Below are 15973 nucleotides of genomic sequence, written 5' to 3'. Positions count from 1 at the left end.
CTCGCGGGCCCGTGGGGCGCCCGCAGGGGCGCGGGCCGACCGGGCGGGCCCCGGGCTCGGGGCCCTGGTCCTCGGCCGGGCCGGAGGCTACTTCGTGGCCTGGATCCAGCGGGACAGCGTCGCCGCCGCCGCGCCCGAGTCGAGGGAGTCCGCCGCGCGGGCGATCCCCGAGGCGATCTGGACGGTCAGGGGCTCGTCCGTCGGGGAGAGCGCCACCAGCGCCGCCGCCGCGTTCAGCAGGACCGCGTCCCGGACGGGCCCCCGCTCCCCCGCGAGCACCCGGGTCGCGACCTCGGCGTTGTAGGTGGCGTCGGCGCCGCGCAGGGCCTCGACGGGGACCAGGTCGATACCGACGTCCCGGGGGTCGAAGGCCTCCTCCCGGACCGTGCCGTCCCGGACGATCCAGACCCGGGACGTCGCCGTGGTGGTCAGCTCGTCGAGGCCGTCGTCACCGCGGAAGATCAGTGCGGAGGAACCCCGCTCGGCCAGCACTCCGGCCATGATCGGGGCCATCCGGGCATCGGCGACACCGGTCGCCTGGGCCCGGACCCTGGCCGGGTTGGTCAGCGGGCCGAGGAAGTTGAACGTGGTGCGGATGCCCAGCTCCCTGCGGGCCGCCGCGACGTACCGCAGCGCGGGGTGGAACTTGACCGCGAAGCAGAACGTGATCCCGGCCTCCTCGGCGACCTCCGCGACCCTCCGGGGCGTCAGCTCCAGATTGACGCCGAGCTTCTCCAGGACGTCGGAGGCGCCGGACGCGCTGGAGGCGGCGCGGTTGCCGTGCTTGACGACCTTCGCGCCGGTCCCGGCGACCACGATCGACGCCATCGTCGAGATATTGACGGTCTTGGCGCCGTCGCCGCCGGTGCCGACGATGTCCACGGTGTCCCCGGGGACCTCGATCAGATGGGCGTGCTTGTACATCGTCCGGACCAGTCCGGCGATCTCGGCGACCGTCTCGCCCTTGGCCCGCAGCGCCACCGCGAAACCGGCGATCTGCGCGTCCGTCGCCTCCCCGCTCAGGATCCGGTCCATCGCCCAGGCCGTGGCGTCCGCGCTCTGGTCGTGGTTGCCGAGCAGGGAGTCCAGTACGGCCGGCCAGGAGTGGGCCGCCACGCTGTCGCCGCCGACCGGGGTCACAACGTTCATGGTCCGCTCCTGGGTCCATCGTGGGTAAGGGATACCTCCCACCCTATCCAGCGCCGGGCACGGCAAAGAGCCCCGTCCGGGCAGTGGACGGGGCTCTTGCCGTGGCGACGCTCAGCAGTCGGCGAGCGGTCGGTTCAGCGGTCAGTGCTTGCCGCTGGTGACCTCCTCGTGCTCACCGTGCCCGTGACCGTGGGCCGCGGCGATCTCCTCGTACTCCTCGCGCGTGGCCTTGGGGATCTGGTTCCCCTCGCCGTAGAAGCCCTTGCTGAGCTTCGCGCGGAACTTCTGGGTACGCGAGATCTTGCGGCGCACACCGTTCTCGTCGACCTCGGGGCCGACTTCGAGCGGCTGGTGCTGGATGTGCGTGGTGAGGGTGTGCAGGTCCGCCTGGCTGATCGGCTCGTGCACCTCGATGAACTCGCCGTGCGGCAGCCGCTTGATGATGCCGGACTCGCGTCCGTGCAGCACCTTGTCGCGGTCGCGGCGCTGGAGGCCCAGGCAGATGCGCTTGGTGATGATGAACGCCAGGACCGGTCCCACGAAGAAGAAGATCCGGACGAACCAGGTGATCGCGTTGATCGACAGATGGAAGTGGGTGGCGAAGAGGTCGTTGCCACCACCGATCAGCATGATGAAGTACGCGACCAGCCAGGCCACACCGAAGGCGGTACGGGTCGGGGCGTTGCGCGGGCGGTCCAGGATGTGGTGCTCGCGCTTGTCGCCGGTGACCCAGGACTCGATGAACGGGTAGACCGCGATCGCGCCCAGCACCAGCGGGAAGATCACCAGCGGGATGAAGACGCCCAGGGCCAGGGTGTGGCCCCATGCGTTGATCTCCCAGCCGGGCATCACCCGGATCAGACCCTCGGCGAAGCCCATGTACCAGTCGGGTTGCGCGCCGGTGGAGACTTGGTCGATCCGGTAGGGACCGACCGACCAGACCGGGTTGAGCGTCGCGATCGCCGCGATGGCCGCGATGACACCGAAGACCAGGAAGAAGAAGCCTCCGGCCTTGGCCATGTAGACCGGCAGCAGCGGCATGCCGACGACGTTCTTGTTGGTCCGGCCGGGACCCGCGTACTGCGTGTGCTTGTGGTAGATCACCAGGATCAGATGGCCGACCAGCAGCGCCATCATGATGCCGGGCAGCAGCAGGATGTGGATCGAGTAGAACCGCGGCACGAAGTCGTGGCCGGGGAACTCGCCGCCGAACAGGAACATCGAGATGTACGTGCCGACGATCGGCACGGACAGGATCGCGCCCTGCATGAAGCGGACACCGGTGCCGGAGATCAGGTCGTCCGGGAGCGAGTAACCGGTGAAACCGGTGAACATGCCCAGGACCAGCAGCAGGAAGCCGAACAGCCAGTTGACCTCACGCGGCTTGCGGAACGCGCCGGTGAAGAAGACGCGCATCATGTGGACCATCATCGCGGCGACGAAGATCAGCGCGGCCCAGTGGTGGATCTGGCGGATCAGCAGACCGCCGCGGACGTCGAAGCTGATGTCCATGGTCGAGGCGAACGCCTCGGACACCTTCACACCCTGGAGGGGCACATAGCTGCCCTCGTAGATGATCTCGTTCATCGACGGGTTGAAGAACAGCGTCAGATACACACCCGTGAGGATGATGATGATGAAGCTGTAGAGGCAGATCTCACCGAGCATGAAGGACCAGTGGTCCGGGAAGATCTTCCGCATATTGGCCTTGGCGAGGGAGTAGATCCCCAGCCGGCCGTCCGCCCAGTCGGCGACCCGCTCGCCCGCCGGAGCCTTGCGCTCCTCCGCGGACTGCTTGTTCTCAGTCGTAGTACTCATCCGCGCTCCCAGAAGGCGGCACCGACGGGCTCCTCGAAGTCGCCGAGCGCTTCCAGGTTGCCTTCGGCGTTCACACCGATCTTCAGCTGCGGCAGGGGGTGACCCGCCGGGCCGAAGATGACGCGGGCGCCGTCGGAGAGGTCGAAGGTGGATTGGTGACACGGGCAGAGAACGTGGTGCGTCTGCTGCTCGTAGAGGCTGATCGGGCAGCCGACGTGGGTGCAGACCTTCGAGAAGGCCACGATGCCGTCGTGCGACCAGTCCAGCTCGCGCTTGTCCTTGATGTCCTCCGGCTTGATCCGGACGAGCATCAGGGCGGCCTTGCCCATCTGGATCTGCCAGTCGTGGGCGTGCGGGTCGAGGCCCTCGGGGCTGGCGAAGACCAGCGAACCGACGGTGATGTCCTCGGGACGCAGCGGCTCATTGGTGTTCATGTTGATGAGCTGCTTGCCCTTGGCCCACAGGGTGGAGCGGAGCTTCTTCTCCGGCAGCGGACCGAGGTCGCGCAGCAGCACCACACCGGAGAGCGGCACCAGGGCCATCGCGCCGAACATGGTGTTGCGGATCAGCTTGCGCCGGCCGAAGCCGGACTCCTCGTTGCCCGCCCGCCAGTCGGCCATGACCTGGGCCTTGACCTCGGGGGACGCCTCGATCGGGTGCCGGTCGTCGGCGACCTCGACATCGGACATCAGGGTGCGGGCCCAGTGGACCGCGCCCGCGCCGATGCAGAAGAGGGCGGCGCCCAGCGTCAGACCGAGCGAGAAGTTCAGCGCGCTCACATGGCCGAACGGGAAGATGTAGACGATCTTGTCGACCGGGAAGATGACGTAGCAGGCGATAAAGCCCACGGTCGCCACCATCGACAGCGTGAACAGGAGAGCGACGGTGCGCTCGGACCGCTTGGCGGCGCGCTCGTCGATGTCCTGGATACGCGGCTTGTGGGCCGGCAGTCCCGGATCGGCGAACGGGTCGGCGGCGCCGCTCCCGTGCGGGGTCACGGCGGTGCCGTCCCCGGCCGCGCCGTGCGCGGCGGCCTGCTCGTGCGGCAGGTTCTCTTCTGGAATGTCTTGGCTACTCATGACTTCTTGGCCTTAGCGGTGTGGGCCGCGACCCAGACGGCAACTGCGATCAGCGCGCCGAGCCCGAAGACCCAGGCGAAGAGACCCTCACTGACGGGGCCGAGAGCACCGAGGGAGAGACCACCGGGGCTCTCCGCCTGGCTGTCGTTCATCTCCTGGACAAAGGCGATGATGTCCCGCTTCTCCTGCTCGGGCATGACGCCGTCGGGGAAGGAGGGCATGTTCTGCGGGCCGGTCTGCATGGCCTCGTAGATGTGCTTGGCGCTGACGCCTTCCAGCGTGGGGGCGTACTTGCCCTCGGTCAGCGCGCCGCCCTTGCCCGAGAAGTTGTGGCACTGGGCGCAGTTGTTACGGAAGAGGTCGCCGCCCTTGGCGACGTCCGCGCCCGTGGGGCTGTACTGCTTCTCGGTCGGCGTGACCGGACCGGCCCCCATCGCACCGATGAAGGCCGCCATCTGGTCGACCTGTTCCTGGGTGTAGATGGCCTTCTTCTTCGGCACCTGGGCGCCGGGCTGCTGGGCCGGCATCCGGCCCGTGGTCACCTGGAAGTCGACCGCGGCGGAACCGACGCCGACCAGGCTCGGGCCGTCGGAGGTACCTTCACCGCTCGTTCCGTGGCAGCTCGCGCAGCCGACGGTGTAGAGCTTCTTGCCCTCCTCGATGGCGAGGGACTGGGCGGTTTCATCAGCCTGTGCCTTGTCCGCGGGCGCGAACGCGGCATACAGCCCCCCGGTGGCCGCCAGCGCGAGGAGTAGGACGACGATCGCCGCCAGCGGATGGCGTCGTCGTGCGGAGAGCTTTTTCACGGATTACCCCGGTGTCAGGATTTTCTGCGTCGTGCTTCTGGACTGTGTCTGTCTGCGTCTGTCTGCGGGCCGCCGGGCGGTCTGCCGCCGGCAGCGGCTCGTGCGTCGGGCGGCGGACCGCCCGCCCCATTACTTGATCATGTAGATCGTGAGGAAGAGGCCGATCCAGACGACATCGACGAAGTGCCAGTAGTACGACACGACGATGGCGGAGGTGGCCTGCTCATGGGTGAAGCGCCGGGCCGCGTACGTACGCCCCAGGACCAGCAGGAAGGCGATGAGACCGCCGAGGACGTGGAGTCCGTGGAAGCCGGTGGTCAGGTAGAAGACCGAACCGTACGGGTCGGACTTCAGCGAGAGACCGTGCTGGACCAGCTCGGTGTACTCGTACACCTGGCCGCCGATGAAGATCGCGCCCATGATGAAGGTGACGATGAACCATGTCCGGAGCTTCTTCACATCACCGCGCTCGGCGGCGAAGACGCCGAGCTGACAGGTGAGCGAGGAGAGCACCAGGATCGTGGTGTTCGTCGCCGAGAAGGGAAAGTTGAGAAGGTCCGCCCGCTCACTCCAGAACTCGGCACCCGTCACCGATCGCAGAGTGAAGTACATCGCGAAGAGGGCCGCGAAGAACATCAGCTCGGAACTCAACCAGATGATGGTTCCGACGCTGGTGAGGTTCGGTCGATTGACCGACGGGTGCGCGTGCCCGATATCTACTGTCGTTGCTGTCGCCACGACCGACATTATGTCGGTCGCTTATCCCGCCCTCACTCCGGGGGGTGCCGTTCGGTGTGTCAGTGGCCCCGTCCCAGCTCGAACGGCCCATCCCGCGGGCCGGAAACCGGGTGCGGGGCGGCTGTCGGGCCGGTGGTGGACGGAGTAGCATCCGCCCCATCGGTACCAGGGTCCGAAGACGCGGAGGAACGATGCAGCCGACCGCCACCGTGCTGGTCTACAGCGACGACGCCAACACCCGTGAGCAGGTGCGACTGGCCGCGGGCCGGCGGCCGGCCGCCGATGTGCCTCCGGTCGAGTTCGTGGAGTGCGCCACGCTGCCCGCCGTACTGGCCAGACTGGACCGGGGCGGTATCGACGTCTGTGTCCTGGACGGGGAGACCGTGCCCGCGGGCGGGATGGGCGTCTGCCGCCAGATCAAGGACGAGATCTTCGACTGTCCGCCGGTGCTGCTGCTGATCGGGCGTCCGCAGGACGCCTGGCTGGCGACCTGGAGCCGGGCGGACGCGGCGGTGACGCTGCCGGTGGACCCGGTGGAGCTGGCCGCCGCGCTGGCCTCCCTGCTGCGCTCCCGTACCGCTGTGGACGCCTGACGGCGGTCCCGTACCGCCGGGGCTTCCCGGGGGCCGTACGCGCGGCGTCCAGCCGCCGTGAGGCCCCCGTTCCGCTTTTCGGGTGAACCCGGGAGCCTCCCGGGTCCGCCGGTTCCCGTACGGCCCCCCTGAGCGCGTTGTGGGGCCGTACGGGTGATCGTGGCCGCGGTTCAGATCCGCGGGCGCAGCCGGGCCTGGTCGACGGCGCTGCTGCCGTCCGGCTTGGTCTCGGCGTTGAGGGCGCTGCCTTCGCGCCATTCCGGCCATTCCATGTTCCAGTCGCCGTAGCCGTTGCCGAAGACGTCCATGTCCTCGCCGATGCTGTTGATCACCTCGACGAGGTCGCCCTCCTTGAAGTTCTCGTAGAACCAGGCGGCGTTCCGGGTGGACATGCCGGTGCAGCCGTGGCTGACGTTGGCGTAGCCGTGGGAGCCCAGCGACCAGGGCGCGGCATGGACGTACTCGCCGCTCCAGGTGACCCGGGTGGCGTAGTAGACGGGCAGGTTGTACGCCTCGGAGCCGCCGATGCCGACGCTGGAGCCGCGCATGCGGACGAAGTATTCCTTGCCCAGCACGACCTTGACGCCGTTGCGGGTGGCGAAGCCCGGCTTGCCGGTGGTGATCGGCACGGAGCGGATCACCTCGCCGTTCAGGAGCACGGTCATCCAGTGCGAGGAGGCGTCGACGACGGCTTCCATCCGGTCGCCGAACTCCATCTTCAGGGGCTCGCCGGGGGCGCCGCCGTAGAGCCCCTTGGCGATTTTCACGCCCTGGAGGTTGTTGGTGACCGTCACCGTGGACCCGGCGGGCCAGTACTCCTTGGGGCGGTAGTGGAGCACATCGTCGTTGAGCCAGTGCCAGGTGCCCTCGGCGCCGGGCTTGACGTCGACCTTGAGGCCGCGTTCCACGGCCGCCCTGGCGGACCGTTCCACGGGGGCGCTCAGCTCGGCGATGATCGGCTGGCCGACGCCGTACTCGCCGCTCTCCGGGGCGAACTCGACGGTCAGCTCCTCCTTGGCCGCGGCGGTGGCGAAGCTGAGCGTACGGCTGCCCGGGGAGCCCTCGGAGTTCTCCGTGGCGACCCGGGCGGTGTACTTGGCTCCGGCGGACAGGGCACTCGTGGAGCGCCAGCGGACGCCGTCGGCGGAGAGCTCGCCCGCGAGGTGGTGTCCGGTGTCGTCGACGACGGAGACGTCCGTGATGCGTCCCTCTTCGCGTTTCACGGTGACTTCGAGCGGCTTGTCGGGGTCGACCTTGGTACTCCCCTGGGGAGTGTTGAAGGTGACCTGCTTGGCCGCGTCGTAGGGCTTGGTCGTCAGGGGGTCGGGTCCGGCCTCGCCGCAGGCGATCGCCACCGCCCCGAGGGAGACCAGCAGCAGGGAGCAGCGGAGGGCGGTACGGGACCGGGGCGTGTGCTTCATAGCTCACACCGTAGGAAGACCGCCTGCCGGGAGCGCGCTGGATTCGTACAAAAGGGGAGGGCCCGGGTCCCTCTGGGTGAAGGGGGACCCGGGCCCGGTGTGTGTCGTTGACACGGACCGCCGGTTACTGGTTCTGGTTCTCGCCGCGGTAGTACTCGAAGACCCAGGCCCAGATGCTGACCAGGATGATCGGGGCCGCGTAGTACATCAGCCACCAGCCGATCGCCACCGAGAGGAAGGCGAGCGCGCCGCCGGCCGCCAGGAAGAGCGGCGCCCAGCTGTGCGGGGAGAAGAAGCCGACCTCGCCGGCCTCGTCCGCGACATCGGCCTCCTTGTCGTCCTGGGCCATCGCGTCGACCCGCTTGGCCGTGAAGGCCAGGTAGAAGCCGACCATGAGGCTCAGGCCGAAGGCCATGAAGAGCGCGGTGGTACCGGCCGGCTCCTTCGACCAGACACCGTAGAGAACGGCGACGGCGAGGATGAAGACGCTCAGCCAGATGAACATCCGTCCCTGGATCTTCACTTGCCGGCCTCCTTCCCGGGGATCTGGGCGGTGTCGCCGTGGTGCTCCAGCTGGTCCAGCGCGGCGATCTCGGGGTGGTGCAGATCGAACGCGGGGGATTCGGAGCGGATGCGGGGAAGAGTGAGGAAGTTATGCCGCGGCGGCGGGCAGGACGTAGCCCATTCGAGGGAACGGCCGTAGCCCCACGGGTCGTCGACCTCGACCTTCTTGCCGTACTTCGCGGTCTTCCAGACGTTGTAGAAGAACGGCAGGAGGGAGGCGCCGAGGACGAACGAGCTGATCGTGGAGATGGTGTTCAGCGCGGTGAATCCGTCGGCGGCGAGGTAGTCGGCGTACCGGCGCGGCATGCCCTCGGCACCCAGCCAGTGCTGGACCAGGAAGGTGCCGTGGAAGCCGAGGAACAGCGTCCAGAAGGTGATCTTGCCGAGCCGCTCGTCCAGCATCTTGCCGGTGAACTTCGGCCACCAGAAGTGGAAGCCGGCGAACATCGCGAAGACCACGGTGCCGAAGACGACGTAGTGGAAGTGCGCGACGACGAAGTACGAGTCGGAGACGTGGAAGTCCAGCGGCGGCGAGGCCAGGATGACACCGGTCAGACCACCGAAGGTGAAGGTGATCAGGAAGCCGATGGTCCAGAGCATCGGTGTCTCGAAGGACAGCGATCCCTTCCACATGGTGCCGATCCAGTTGAAGAACTTCACACCGGTCGGGACCGCGATCAGGAAGGTCATGAAGGAGAAGAACGGCAGCAGCACACCGCCGGTGACGTACATGTGGTGCGCCCAGACCGTCACCGAGAGACCGGCGATGGCGATGGTCGCGGCGACCAGGCCCATGTAGCCGAACATCGGCTTCCGGGAGAAGACCGGAATGATCTCCGAGACGATGCCGAAGAACGGCAGGGCGATGATGTACACCTCTGGATGGCCGAAGAACCAGAAGAGGTGTTGCCAGAGCAGCGCACCGCCGTTGGCGGCGTCGAAGATATGGGCACCGAACTTGCGGTCTGCCTCCAGCGCGAAGAGCGCGGCGGCGAGCACCGGGAAGGCCAGCAGCACCAGCACACCGGTGAGCAGCACGTTCCAGGTGAAGATCGGCATCCGGAACATCGTCATGCCGGGTGCGCGCATGCAGATGATCGTGGTGATGAAGTTGACCGAGCCGAGGATCGTACCGAAGCCGGAGAAGGCCAGACCCATGATCCACAGGTCGGCGCCGACGCCCGGCGAGCGGACCGCGTCCGACAGCGGGGAGTAGGCGAACCAGCCGAAGTCGGCCGCGCCCTGCGGGGTGAGGAAGCCGGCCACCGCGATCAGCGAGCCGAAGAGGTAGAGCCAGTACGCGAACATGTTCAGCCGCGGGAACGCCACATCGGGCGCACCGATCTGGAGCGGCATGATCCAGTTGGCGAATCCGGCGAACAGCGGCGTCGCGAACATCAGCAGCATGATCGTGCCGTGCATCGTGAACGCCTGGTTGAACTGCTCGTTCGACATGATCTGCGTGCCGGGGCGAGCGAGTTCGGCGCGCATGAAGAGCGCCATCACGCCGCCGATGACGAAGAACACGAACGACGTGACCAGGTAGAGCGTACCGATGGTCTTGTGGTCGGTGGTGGTCAGCCACTTCACCACCACGTTGCCGGGCTGCTTGCGCCGGACCGGCACCTCGTTCTCGTACGAGTCGTCGGTCGCGGCGGCACCCTGGGATTCGTTGAGGATGCTCACAGTTGCTTCTTCTCCGCGTTGATGGCCGGCGTGGTCTGCGCGATGCCCGCCGGGATGTACCCGGTCTGACCCTTGTCCGCCAGCTTCTTCAGGTAGTCCTTGTACTCCGCGGGCGAAACGACCTTGACGTTGAAGAGCATCCGGGAGTGGTCGACACCGCAGAGCTCGGCGCACTTGCCGAGGAAGGTGCCCTCCTGAGTGGCGGTCACCTCGAACGCGTTGGTGTGACCCGGGATGACGTCCTGCTTGAACAGGAAGGGGACCACCCAGAAGGAGTGGATGACGTCACGCGAGGTCAGGATGAAGCGGACCTTCTCGCCCTTGGGCAGCACCAGGGTCGGGCCCGGGTTGCCGGTCTCGGGGTCGCGGGTGCCGGGGATGCCGGCCTCCCAGACGCCGCCCGCGTTGGCGGGAAGCTGGTCCTGCCACTTCTTGGGGATCGCCTTGAGGTTCTTGTCCGTCTTGGCGTCGCCCGTGGAACCGGGGACGTCCTCGATGTAGTTGAAGCCCCAGCTCCACTGGAAGCCCACCACGTTGATGGTGTGGGCCGGCTTGTCGGAGAGGGAGAGGATCTTCGACTCGTCACGCGCGGTGAAGTAGAAGAACACCGAGACGATGATGAGCGGGACCACCGTGTACAGGGCCTCGATGGGCAGGTTGTACCGGGTCTGCGGGGGGACCTCCACCTTGGTGCGGCTGCGCCGGTGGAAGAAGACGCTCCACAGGATCAGCCCCCAGACGAGGACACCGGTGACGAGCGCCGCCGCCCAGGAGCCCTGCCAGAGGGAGAGGATGATGGGCGCCTCTTCCGTCACCGGGGTGGGCATACCCAGCCGGGGGAAGTCTTCCCAGGTGTATTCACAACCGGTGGCGGTAACCAGAATCAGGCCCGCAGTCAGCACCTGCGGCAGCTTCCGCCGCATCGGGCGCCGCGACACGGGGGTACCACCCGCGCCATGGCTGCGGGGGAGGTCGGAGCCGTTGGGACTCACGTAGCGCCTTCCCGAGAGTCTTCGGCCCGCGCGCGACGGGTGCGGCCGTCACGCTGGTCGGTCGCCGGCCCTGACGCGGGCAGGGGTTTGGATGTTTATGCGGACCAAACCCTACTGGACGCTATTTGGGGTCGCGCGGGGAGGGTGCCCAACGCGCCGTCCGACCCCCTGAAGGGGTGGAATCCCCCCGAAATTTACCCTGATTTCCGCCTCAATCGACGGGCTCCGACGGCCGGTGCGAGGCCATTCGGGCGGGTCGTGGCGGAATCCCCGGACCCCCTCGGCGGGCCCGGCGGAGCCTCGGGTTCCGCCGGAGTGGCGGCCCGGGGACCGCCCGGGGGACGCACGGACGTTACGTTGAGGCGTGCCCTACTTCGATGCCGCTTCCGCCGCTCCGCTGCACCCCGTGGCCCGTCAGGCCCTGCTGGCCGCCCTGGACGAGGGGTGGGCCGACCCGGCCCGGCTCTACCGGGAGGGGCGGCGGGCCCGGCTGCTGCTGGACGCGGCGCGGGAGGCCGCGGCGGAGGCGGCCGGCTGCCGGGCGGACGAGCTGACGTTCACTCCTTCGGGGACACGCGCGGTTCACCTCGGGGTGTCGGGGGCGGCCGCGGCCCGCCGCCGGGCGGGGAGCCGGGTCGTCGTGTCGGCGGTGGAGCACTCGTCGGTACTGCACGCGGCGGGCCGTTTCACCCTGACGGAGGTTCCGGTGGACCGGCTGGGCCGGGTCTCGGCCGGCGCGTTCGCCGGGGCGCTGCGGACGGATCCCGGCGGGGAGGGCGCGGCCCTGGCGTGCCTCCAGTCGGCGAACCACGAGACGGGCACGGAGCAGCCGGTGGCGGAGGTCGCCGGGGCGTGCCGGGAGGCCGGTGTTCCGCTGCTGGTGGACGCGGCCCAGTCGCTGGCCTGGGGTCCGGTGGACGGGGACTGGTCGCTGCTGGCGGCGAGCGCGCACAAGTGGGGCGGCCCGGCGGGGGTGGGGCTGCTCGTGGTCCGCAAGGGTGTCAGGTTCGCCTCGCAGGAGCCCGCGGACGAGCGGGAGTCGGGCCGGTCCGCCGGGTTCGAGAACCTGCCGGCGATCGTGGCCGCGGCGGCGTCCCTGCGCGCGGTACGGGCCGGGGCGGCGGCCGAGGCGGCGCGGCTGAGGGCCCTGGTGGACCGGATCCGGACCCGGGTGCCGGAGCTGGTGCCCGAGGTGGAGGTGGTGGGCGACCCGGTGCGGCGGCTGCCGCACGTGGTCACCTTCTCCTGTCTCTATGTCGACGGGGAGACCCTGCTCCACGAGCTGGACCGGGCGGGTTTCTCGGTGTCGTCGGGCTCCTCGTGCTCGTCGAGCACGCTGACGCCGAGCCATGTGCTGCGGGCGATGGGGGTGCTGAGCGAGGGCAATGTCCGGGTCTCGCTGCCGGTGGGTACGGAGGAGGCGGACGTGGACCGCTTTCTGGCGGTCCTGCCGGAGGTGGTGTCGGACGTCCGCGCCCGGATCGGCGCGCCGGTGGGACCGGCGAGTCCGGCGCCGGCCGGGAACGCCGGGGACACGCCCGGGGCCGGGGAGCCCGCCGGGTCCCCGGTCCTCGACACCCTCGGCAGGCGCTGCCCGATCCCGGTGATCGAACTGGCCAAGCTGCTCCCCCGGGTCCCCGTGGGCACCGTGATCACCGTCCTCTCGGACGACGAGGCGGCCCGGCTGGACATCCCGGCGTGGTGCGAGATGCGCGGCCAGGAGTACGCCGGTGAACACCCGGCGGCGGGGGGTACGGCGTACCTGGTCCGCCGGGTGTCCTGACGCGTTCGGCAGGGGATTCCGGAGGGAGAACGCCCGGAGGGCCTGTGGGGATCCCCCGCGCCCGGGGGCGCAGGGGAACCCCGGAAGGCGATCGCGCACAGGCCACGTCGGCGAGTGAGCCGAAGGGGCGCGCGGATTTCTGGAGGGAGAACGCGCGCAGGCCGCGAGGAACGAGCGGCCGAGCACGATCGACTGAAGAAATCTGCTTAAGCGCCCCGGAGGCGAACCGAGCCCAAAAATTACAAGTACTGCTGGATTTCGGCGGCGGCGGTGTCGCCGTAGGCCTTGGTGAAGCGCTCCATGAAGTGGGCGCGCCGCAGCGTGTACTCCTGGGTGCCGAGGGTTTCGATCACCAGGGTGGCCAGCATGCAGCCGATCTGGGCGGCGCGCTCCAGGCCGACGCCCCAGGAGAGGCCGGAGAGGAAGCCCGCGCGGAAGGCGTCGCCGACGCCGGTGGGGTCGACCTTGGCGGTCTCCTCGGCGCAGCCGACCTCGATGGGGTCCTCGCCGGTGCGTTCGATCCGGACGCCGCGGGAGCCGAGGGTGGTGACGCGGTGGCCGACCCGGTCCAGGATTTCCTGGTCGCTCCAGCCCGTCTTGTTCTCGATGAGCCCCTTCTCGTACTCGTTGGAGAAGAGGTACGTCGCGCCGTCGAGCAGTATCCGGATCTCGTCACCGCTCATCCGGGCGATCTGCTGGGAGAAGTCGGCGGCGAAGGGGATGGCGCGGGAGCGGCACTCCTCGGTGTGGCGGAGCATCGCCTCGGGGTCGTCGGCGCCGATGAGCACCAGGTCGAGGCCGCCGACGCGGTCGGAGACCGACTTCAGTTCGATGAGCCGGGCCTCGCTCATGGCGCCGGTGTAGAAGGAGCCGATCTGGTTGTGGTCGGCGTCGGTGGTGCAGACGAAGCGGGCGGTGTGGAGGACCTCGGAGATCCGGACCGAGCCGGTGTCGACGCCGTGGCGGTCGAGCCAGGCCCGGTATTCGCCGAAGTCGGCTCCGGCCGCGCCGACGAGTACGGGGCCGGTGCCGAGCTGTCCCATTCCGAAGCAGATGTTGGCGCCGACGCCTCCCCTGCGGACGTTGAGGGTGTCGACCAGGAAGGAGAGGGAGACCGTGTGGAGCTGGTCGGCGACCAACTGGTCGGCGAACCGGCCGGGGAAGGTCATCAGATGGTCGGTGGCGATGGAGCCGGTGACTGCGATTCGCACGGCGTATGCGCTCCTGGGACGCGGGGATATGACGCCTAACGCTACCCGGTCGTACCAGGTGACCAAAGCGCCTAAACTACCCGATAATAGATCCTTTCCCACCGCCTCTTGGGTGCATACGGTGCGATTATGACGAACTCCAGCCCTTCCCCGGCCTCCCGTGACCTGGAATTCACCCTCGCCGAGCTGCGTGGCGACTGCGCCCGGATGGCTCCGCACTGGGCGGTCCCGGCGGCCGCCGCGGACGCTCCGGTGCCGCCGTCCCGGATCCACGGTGTGGTGGTGCCCGCCGGATCGGCGCGGCTGGTGCGGGTCATCACCGGGGACTGACTCCACCGCCCCCGTATCGCGCGCCGGGAACCGTACGCATCCGGCTTCCGTCCCATCGCCGAGCCCCGGACAGGGGACCTCGGGGGGAACGGCGGCAGGGAGTATGAGGTGAGCGGTACACGGACCACGGACGACGAGCGCGCACGCAGGCGGTTTCCCCTGGTGGCGTCCGTCGTGGCGGCGGTGCTGGTGGTGGGCGGCGGCGGGACCTGGCTGGCCGCCGCGGGCCAGGAGGGCGGGAGCGGCGGCCGGGACACGGCCGGTGAGAGCGGGCCCGGCGGGCAGCTGCCGAAGCTCCCGGTGTCCTCCGCGCTCTCTCCGGCGGCGGGCATCGCCCCGGGCGAGCCCCATCCGGCGGGCGGGATCCTCGAACGGGGGCCGGGTGTCACCTTCCCCGGCGCTCCGGCGAAGGCCCCGGTGCACCGGGCGGACGACGGCCCGGCGGCGGCGGACGCGGCCCGGGCGGCGAAGGCGTTCGGACTGCCGGGTCCGGACCGGACGTCCGGCGGCGGCTGGCGGTCCGGCCCGGACGCCGACGGTACGGGCCCGGCCCTCCAGGTTTCGGCGAAGGCGCCGGGTGCCTGGTCGTACGGCGCCTACGCGGGCACCGCGCAGACCGACAACTGCGCGAAGAAGGCGGACTTCTGTTCCGGCCCCTATGTCCCGCCGGTGCAGGAGGGTGTTACGGGGTCGGCCGTGCCGGTGCCGGAGGCCCGGGCCCGGCAGGTGGTGGCGCCGGTGCTGAAGGCGCTGGGGCTGGGGGATGCCGTGGTCGACGCGCGGCAGACCGCCGGGCCGACCCGGGTGGTGACGGCGGATCCGCGGCTCGGCGGGGTGCGGACGCACGACTACGCAACGGTGTTCCACATCGGGCCGGACGGGCGGATCGTCCAGGCGAACGGCTTTCTGTCGGTGCCCGTGAAGGGGAAGGCGTATCCGCTGATCGCGGCCGACGCGGCGCTGAAGGACGCGAACGCGGCCGCCCTGGGCTCCGGCGCCGGGCAGGACGGGCCGGCTGCCTGTGCCACGGCGATGCCGCTGGACGGGGCCGTGGAACCGGGCCCCGGTGAGCAGCCGAAGACGGCGGACTGTGCTCCGGCCCGGCCCTCGGGTGCCCGACTCCCGGTGACCGGTGCGGCGCTGGGGCTGACCGCGGTGCACGGGACGGACCGGGTGACCTTCGTCCCGGCGTGGCTGTTCTCGGTGGCGCCCGGCGGCGGCAAGGGCGCCGGGTTCACCCTGGCCGCGCCCGCGGTGGAGCCGCGGTATCTGGAGGACGGCCCGGCCGCCCCGGGCGAGGTACCGCCCGCACCCCCGGCCGAGGACCCGTCGGCCCCGACAGCACCCGCGCCCACCGTGCCGCCGACGACCGTGCCCGCCCCCGGCGGCAGTGCGGTGGACTCGTACCGGGCGGACGGGCGGACACTGGCGCTGACCTTCTACGGCGGGGTCTGCGAGAAGTACGGCGCCAAGGCCGTGGAGAGCGGCGGAACGGTGAAGGTGACGGTCAGGGGGGACGGGCCGGAACCGGGCAGGGTCTGTATAGCGATCGCCAAGAAGCAGACGGTGGAAGTCGTCCTGGACGCGCCGCTGGGCGACCGGAAGGTCGTGGACGCTTCGACGGGGTCGGCGGTACGGCGCGGCTGACCCGGCCGGTCGCGCACCGGCGCGGACCGCGGCCACGCACGATGTGGAGTTCGTGGCCCGGACAGCGGACCGGGTGGTGGTGATGGCGGAGGGCGATGTCGTCGCGGACGGGCCGACCGCACTGACCGCACCGGTCGCACCCGCCGCACCGGGCGG

At 69.6% G+C, this 15973-nt stretch carries 14 protein-coding genes; 4 read left to right on the top strand and 10 right to left on the bottom strand.

From position 1 onward, the window contains the following. Positions 1-87: 87 nt before the first annotated feature. The 5 genes from trpD to ctaE form a co-directional block, all read right to left on the bottom strand. Positions 88-1149, bottom strand: coding sequence for an anthranilate phosphoribosyltransferase (trpD, locus tag ACWDR0_RS32085; protein ID WP_456355337.1), 1062 nt, complete (start codon positions 1147-1149; stop codon positions 88-90). 141 nt (positions 1150-1290) lie between these two features. Beyond that, positions 1291-2967, bottom strand: a complete 1677-nt coding sequence (gene qcrB / locus ACWDR0_RS32080; protein WP_456355336.1) for a cytochrome bc1 complex cytochrome b subunit — start codon at positions 2965-2967, stop codon at positions 1291-1293. Then, complete coding sequence (gene qcrA / locus ACWDR0_RS32075) at positions 2964-4046, bottom strand: cytochrome bc1 complex Rieske iron-sulfur subunit (RefSeq protein WP_456355335.1); 1083 nt, start codon at positions 4044-4046, stop codon at positions 2964-2966. The genes qcrB and qcrA overlap by 4 nt, the downstream gene beginning before the upstream one ends. After that, a complete protein-coding gene (gene qcrC / locus ACWDR0_RS32070) occupies positions 4043-4852 on the bottom strand; it encodes a cytochrome bc1 complex diheme cytochrome c subunit (protein ID WP_456355334.1) in 810 nt (269 codons plus the stop codon). Before qcrC ends, qcrA begins: the two co-directional genes overlap by 4 nt. A gap of 129 nt (positions 4853-4981) precedes the next feature. Then, the gene (gene ctaE / locus ACWDR0_RS32065; protein ID WP_456355333.1) at positions 4982-5599 is read right to left on the bottom strand and encodes an aa3-type cytochrome oxidase subunit III; all 618 of its coding nucleotides are present in this window, start codon (positions 5597-5599) and stop codon (positions 4982-4984) included. Positions 5600-5781: 182 nt separating this feature from the next. Here ctaE and ACWDR0_RS32060 point away from each other — a divergent pair, with 182 nt between their 5' ends. Further along, positions 5782-6183: a hypothetical protein gene (locus tag ACWDR0_RS32060; protein ID WP_456355332.1), complete on the top strand. Its 402-nt coding sequence runs from the start codon at positions 5782-5784 to the stop codon at positions 6181-6183. A gap of 170 nt (positions 6184-6353) precedes the next feature. Here the strand turns inward: ACWDR0_RS32060 and ACWDR0_RS32055 are convergent, their stop codons facing one another. The 4 genes from ACWDR0_RS32055 to ctaC all read right to left on the bottom strand — a co-directional run bounded on the left by ACWDR0_RS32055 (position 6354) and on the right by ctaC (position 10846). Then, complete coding sequence (locus ACWDR0_RS32055) at positions 6354-7604, bottom strand: Ig-like domain-containing protein (RefSeq protein WP_456355331.1); 1251 nt, start codon at positions 7602-7604, stop codon at positions 6354-6356. Between the two features lie 124 nt (positions 7605-7728). Then, positions 7729-8127 carry a cytochrome c oxidase subunit 4 gene (locus ACWDR0_RS32050; RefSeq protein WP_456355330.1) on the bottom strand — a complete coding sequence of 133 codons (399 nt, stop codon included), beginning with the start codon at positions 8125-8127 and terminating at the stop codon, positions 7729-7731. Next, positions 8124-9854: an aa3-type cytochrome oxidase subunit I gene (ctaD, locus tag ACWDR0_RS32045; RefSeq protein WP_456355329.1), complete on the bottom strand. Its 1731-nt coding sequence runs from the start codon at positions 9852-9854 to the stop codon at positions 8124-8126. Before ctaD ends, ACWDR0_RS32050 begins: the two co-directional genes overlap by 4 nt. Beyond that, on the bottom strand, positions 9851-10846 hold the full coding sequence (ctaC, locus tag ACWDR0_RS32040; RefSeq protein ID WP_456355328.1) for an aa3-type cytochrome oxidase subunit II: 996 nt from the start codon (positions 10844-10846) through the stop codon (positions 9851-9853). Before ctaC ends, ctaD begins: the two co-directional genes overlap by 4 nt. Before the next feature lie 364 nt (positions 10847-11210). Between ctaC and ACWDR0_RS32035 the strand changes: the two genes are divergently transcribed. Further along, positions 11211-12629 carry an aminotransferase class V-fold PLP-dependent enzyme gene (locus ACWDR0_RS32035; protein WP_456355327.1) on the top strand — a complete coding sequence of 473 codons (1419 nt, stop codon included), beginning with the start codon at positions 11211-11213 and terminating at the stop codon, positions 12627-12629. A gap of 239 nt (positions 12630-12868) precedes the next feature. On the opposite strand, the gene ACWDR0_RS32030 is transcribed toward ACWDR0_RS32035, so the two are convergent. Then, entirely contained in the window at positions 12869-13840 is a 972-nt protein-coding gene (locus ACWDR0_RS32030; protein WP_456355326.1) for a carbohydrate kinase family protein, read from the bottom strand. A 129-nt stretch (positions 13841-13969) separates the two neighbouring features. On the opposite strand from ACWDR0_RS32030, the gene ACWDR0_RS32025 reads away from it, so the two are divergent. Continuing rightward, positions 13970-14170 carry a hypothetical protein gene (locus ACWDR0_RS32025; RefSeq protein WP_456355325.1) on the top strand — a complete coding sequence of 67 codons (201 nt, stop codon included), beginning with the start codon at positions 13970-13972 and terminating at the stop codon, positions 14168-14170. Between the two features lie 108 nt (positions 14171-14278). Next, the gene (locus tag ACWDR0_RS32020; protein ID WP_456355324.1) at positions 14279-15817 is read left to right on the top strand and encodes a hypothetical protein; all 1539 of its coding nucleotides are present in this window, start codon (positions 14279-14281) and stop codon (positions 15815-15817) included. Positions 15818-15973: the final 156 nt, after the last annotated feature.

This window comes from Streptomyces sp. NPDC003691 (assembly GCF_053981115.1).
Note: the sequence above shows the minus strand (reverse complement) of the source record. Positions and strands in the feature narration are given on the sequence as shown.

What these genes read in the sequence shown, in the direction of transcription:
- trpD (WP_456355337.1), bottom strand. Translation starts at nt 1,149, where the DNA reads ATGAACGTTGTGACCCCGGTCGGCGGCGACAGCGTGGCGGCCCACTCC.
- qcrB (WP_456355336.1), bottom strand. Translation starts at nt 2,967, where the DNA reads ATGAGTACTACGACTGAGAACAAGCAGTCCGCGGAGGAGCGCAAGGCT.
- qcrA (WP_456355335.1), bottom strand. Translation starts at nt 4,046, where the DNA reads ATGAGTAGCCAAGACATTCCAGAAGAGAACCTGCCGCACGAGCAGGCC.
- ctaE (WP_456355333.1), bottom strand. Translation starts at nt 5,599, where the DNA reads ATGTCGGTCGTGGCGACAGCAACGACAGTAGATATCGGGCACGCGCAC.
- ACWDR0_RS32060 (WP_456355332.1), top strand. Translation starts at nt 5,782, where the DNA reads ATGCAGCCGACCGCCACCGTGCTGGTCTACAGCGACGACGCCAACACC.
- ACWDR0_RS32055 (WP_456355331.1), bottom strand. Translation starts at nt 7,604, where the DNA reads ATGAAGCACACGCCCCGGTCCCGTACCGCCCTCCGCTGCTCCCTGCTG.
- ACWDR0_RS32025 (WP_456355325.1), top strand. Translation starts at nt 13,970, where the DNA reads ATGACGAACTCCAGCCCTTCCCCGGCCTCCCGTGACCTGGAATTCACC.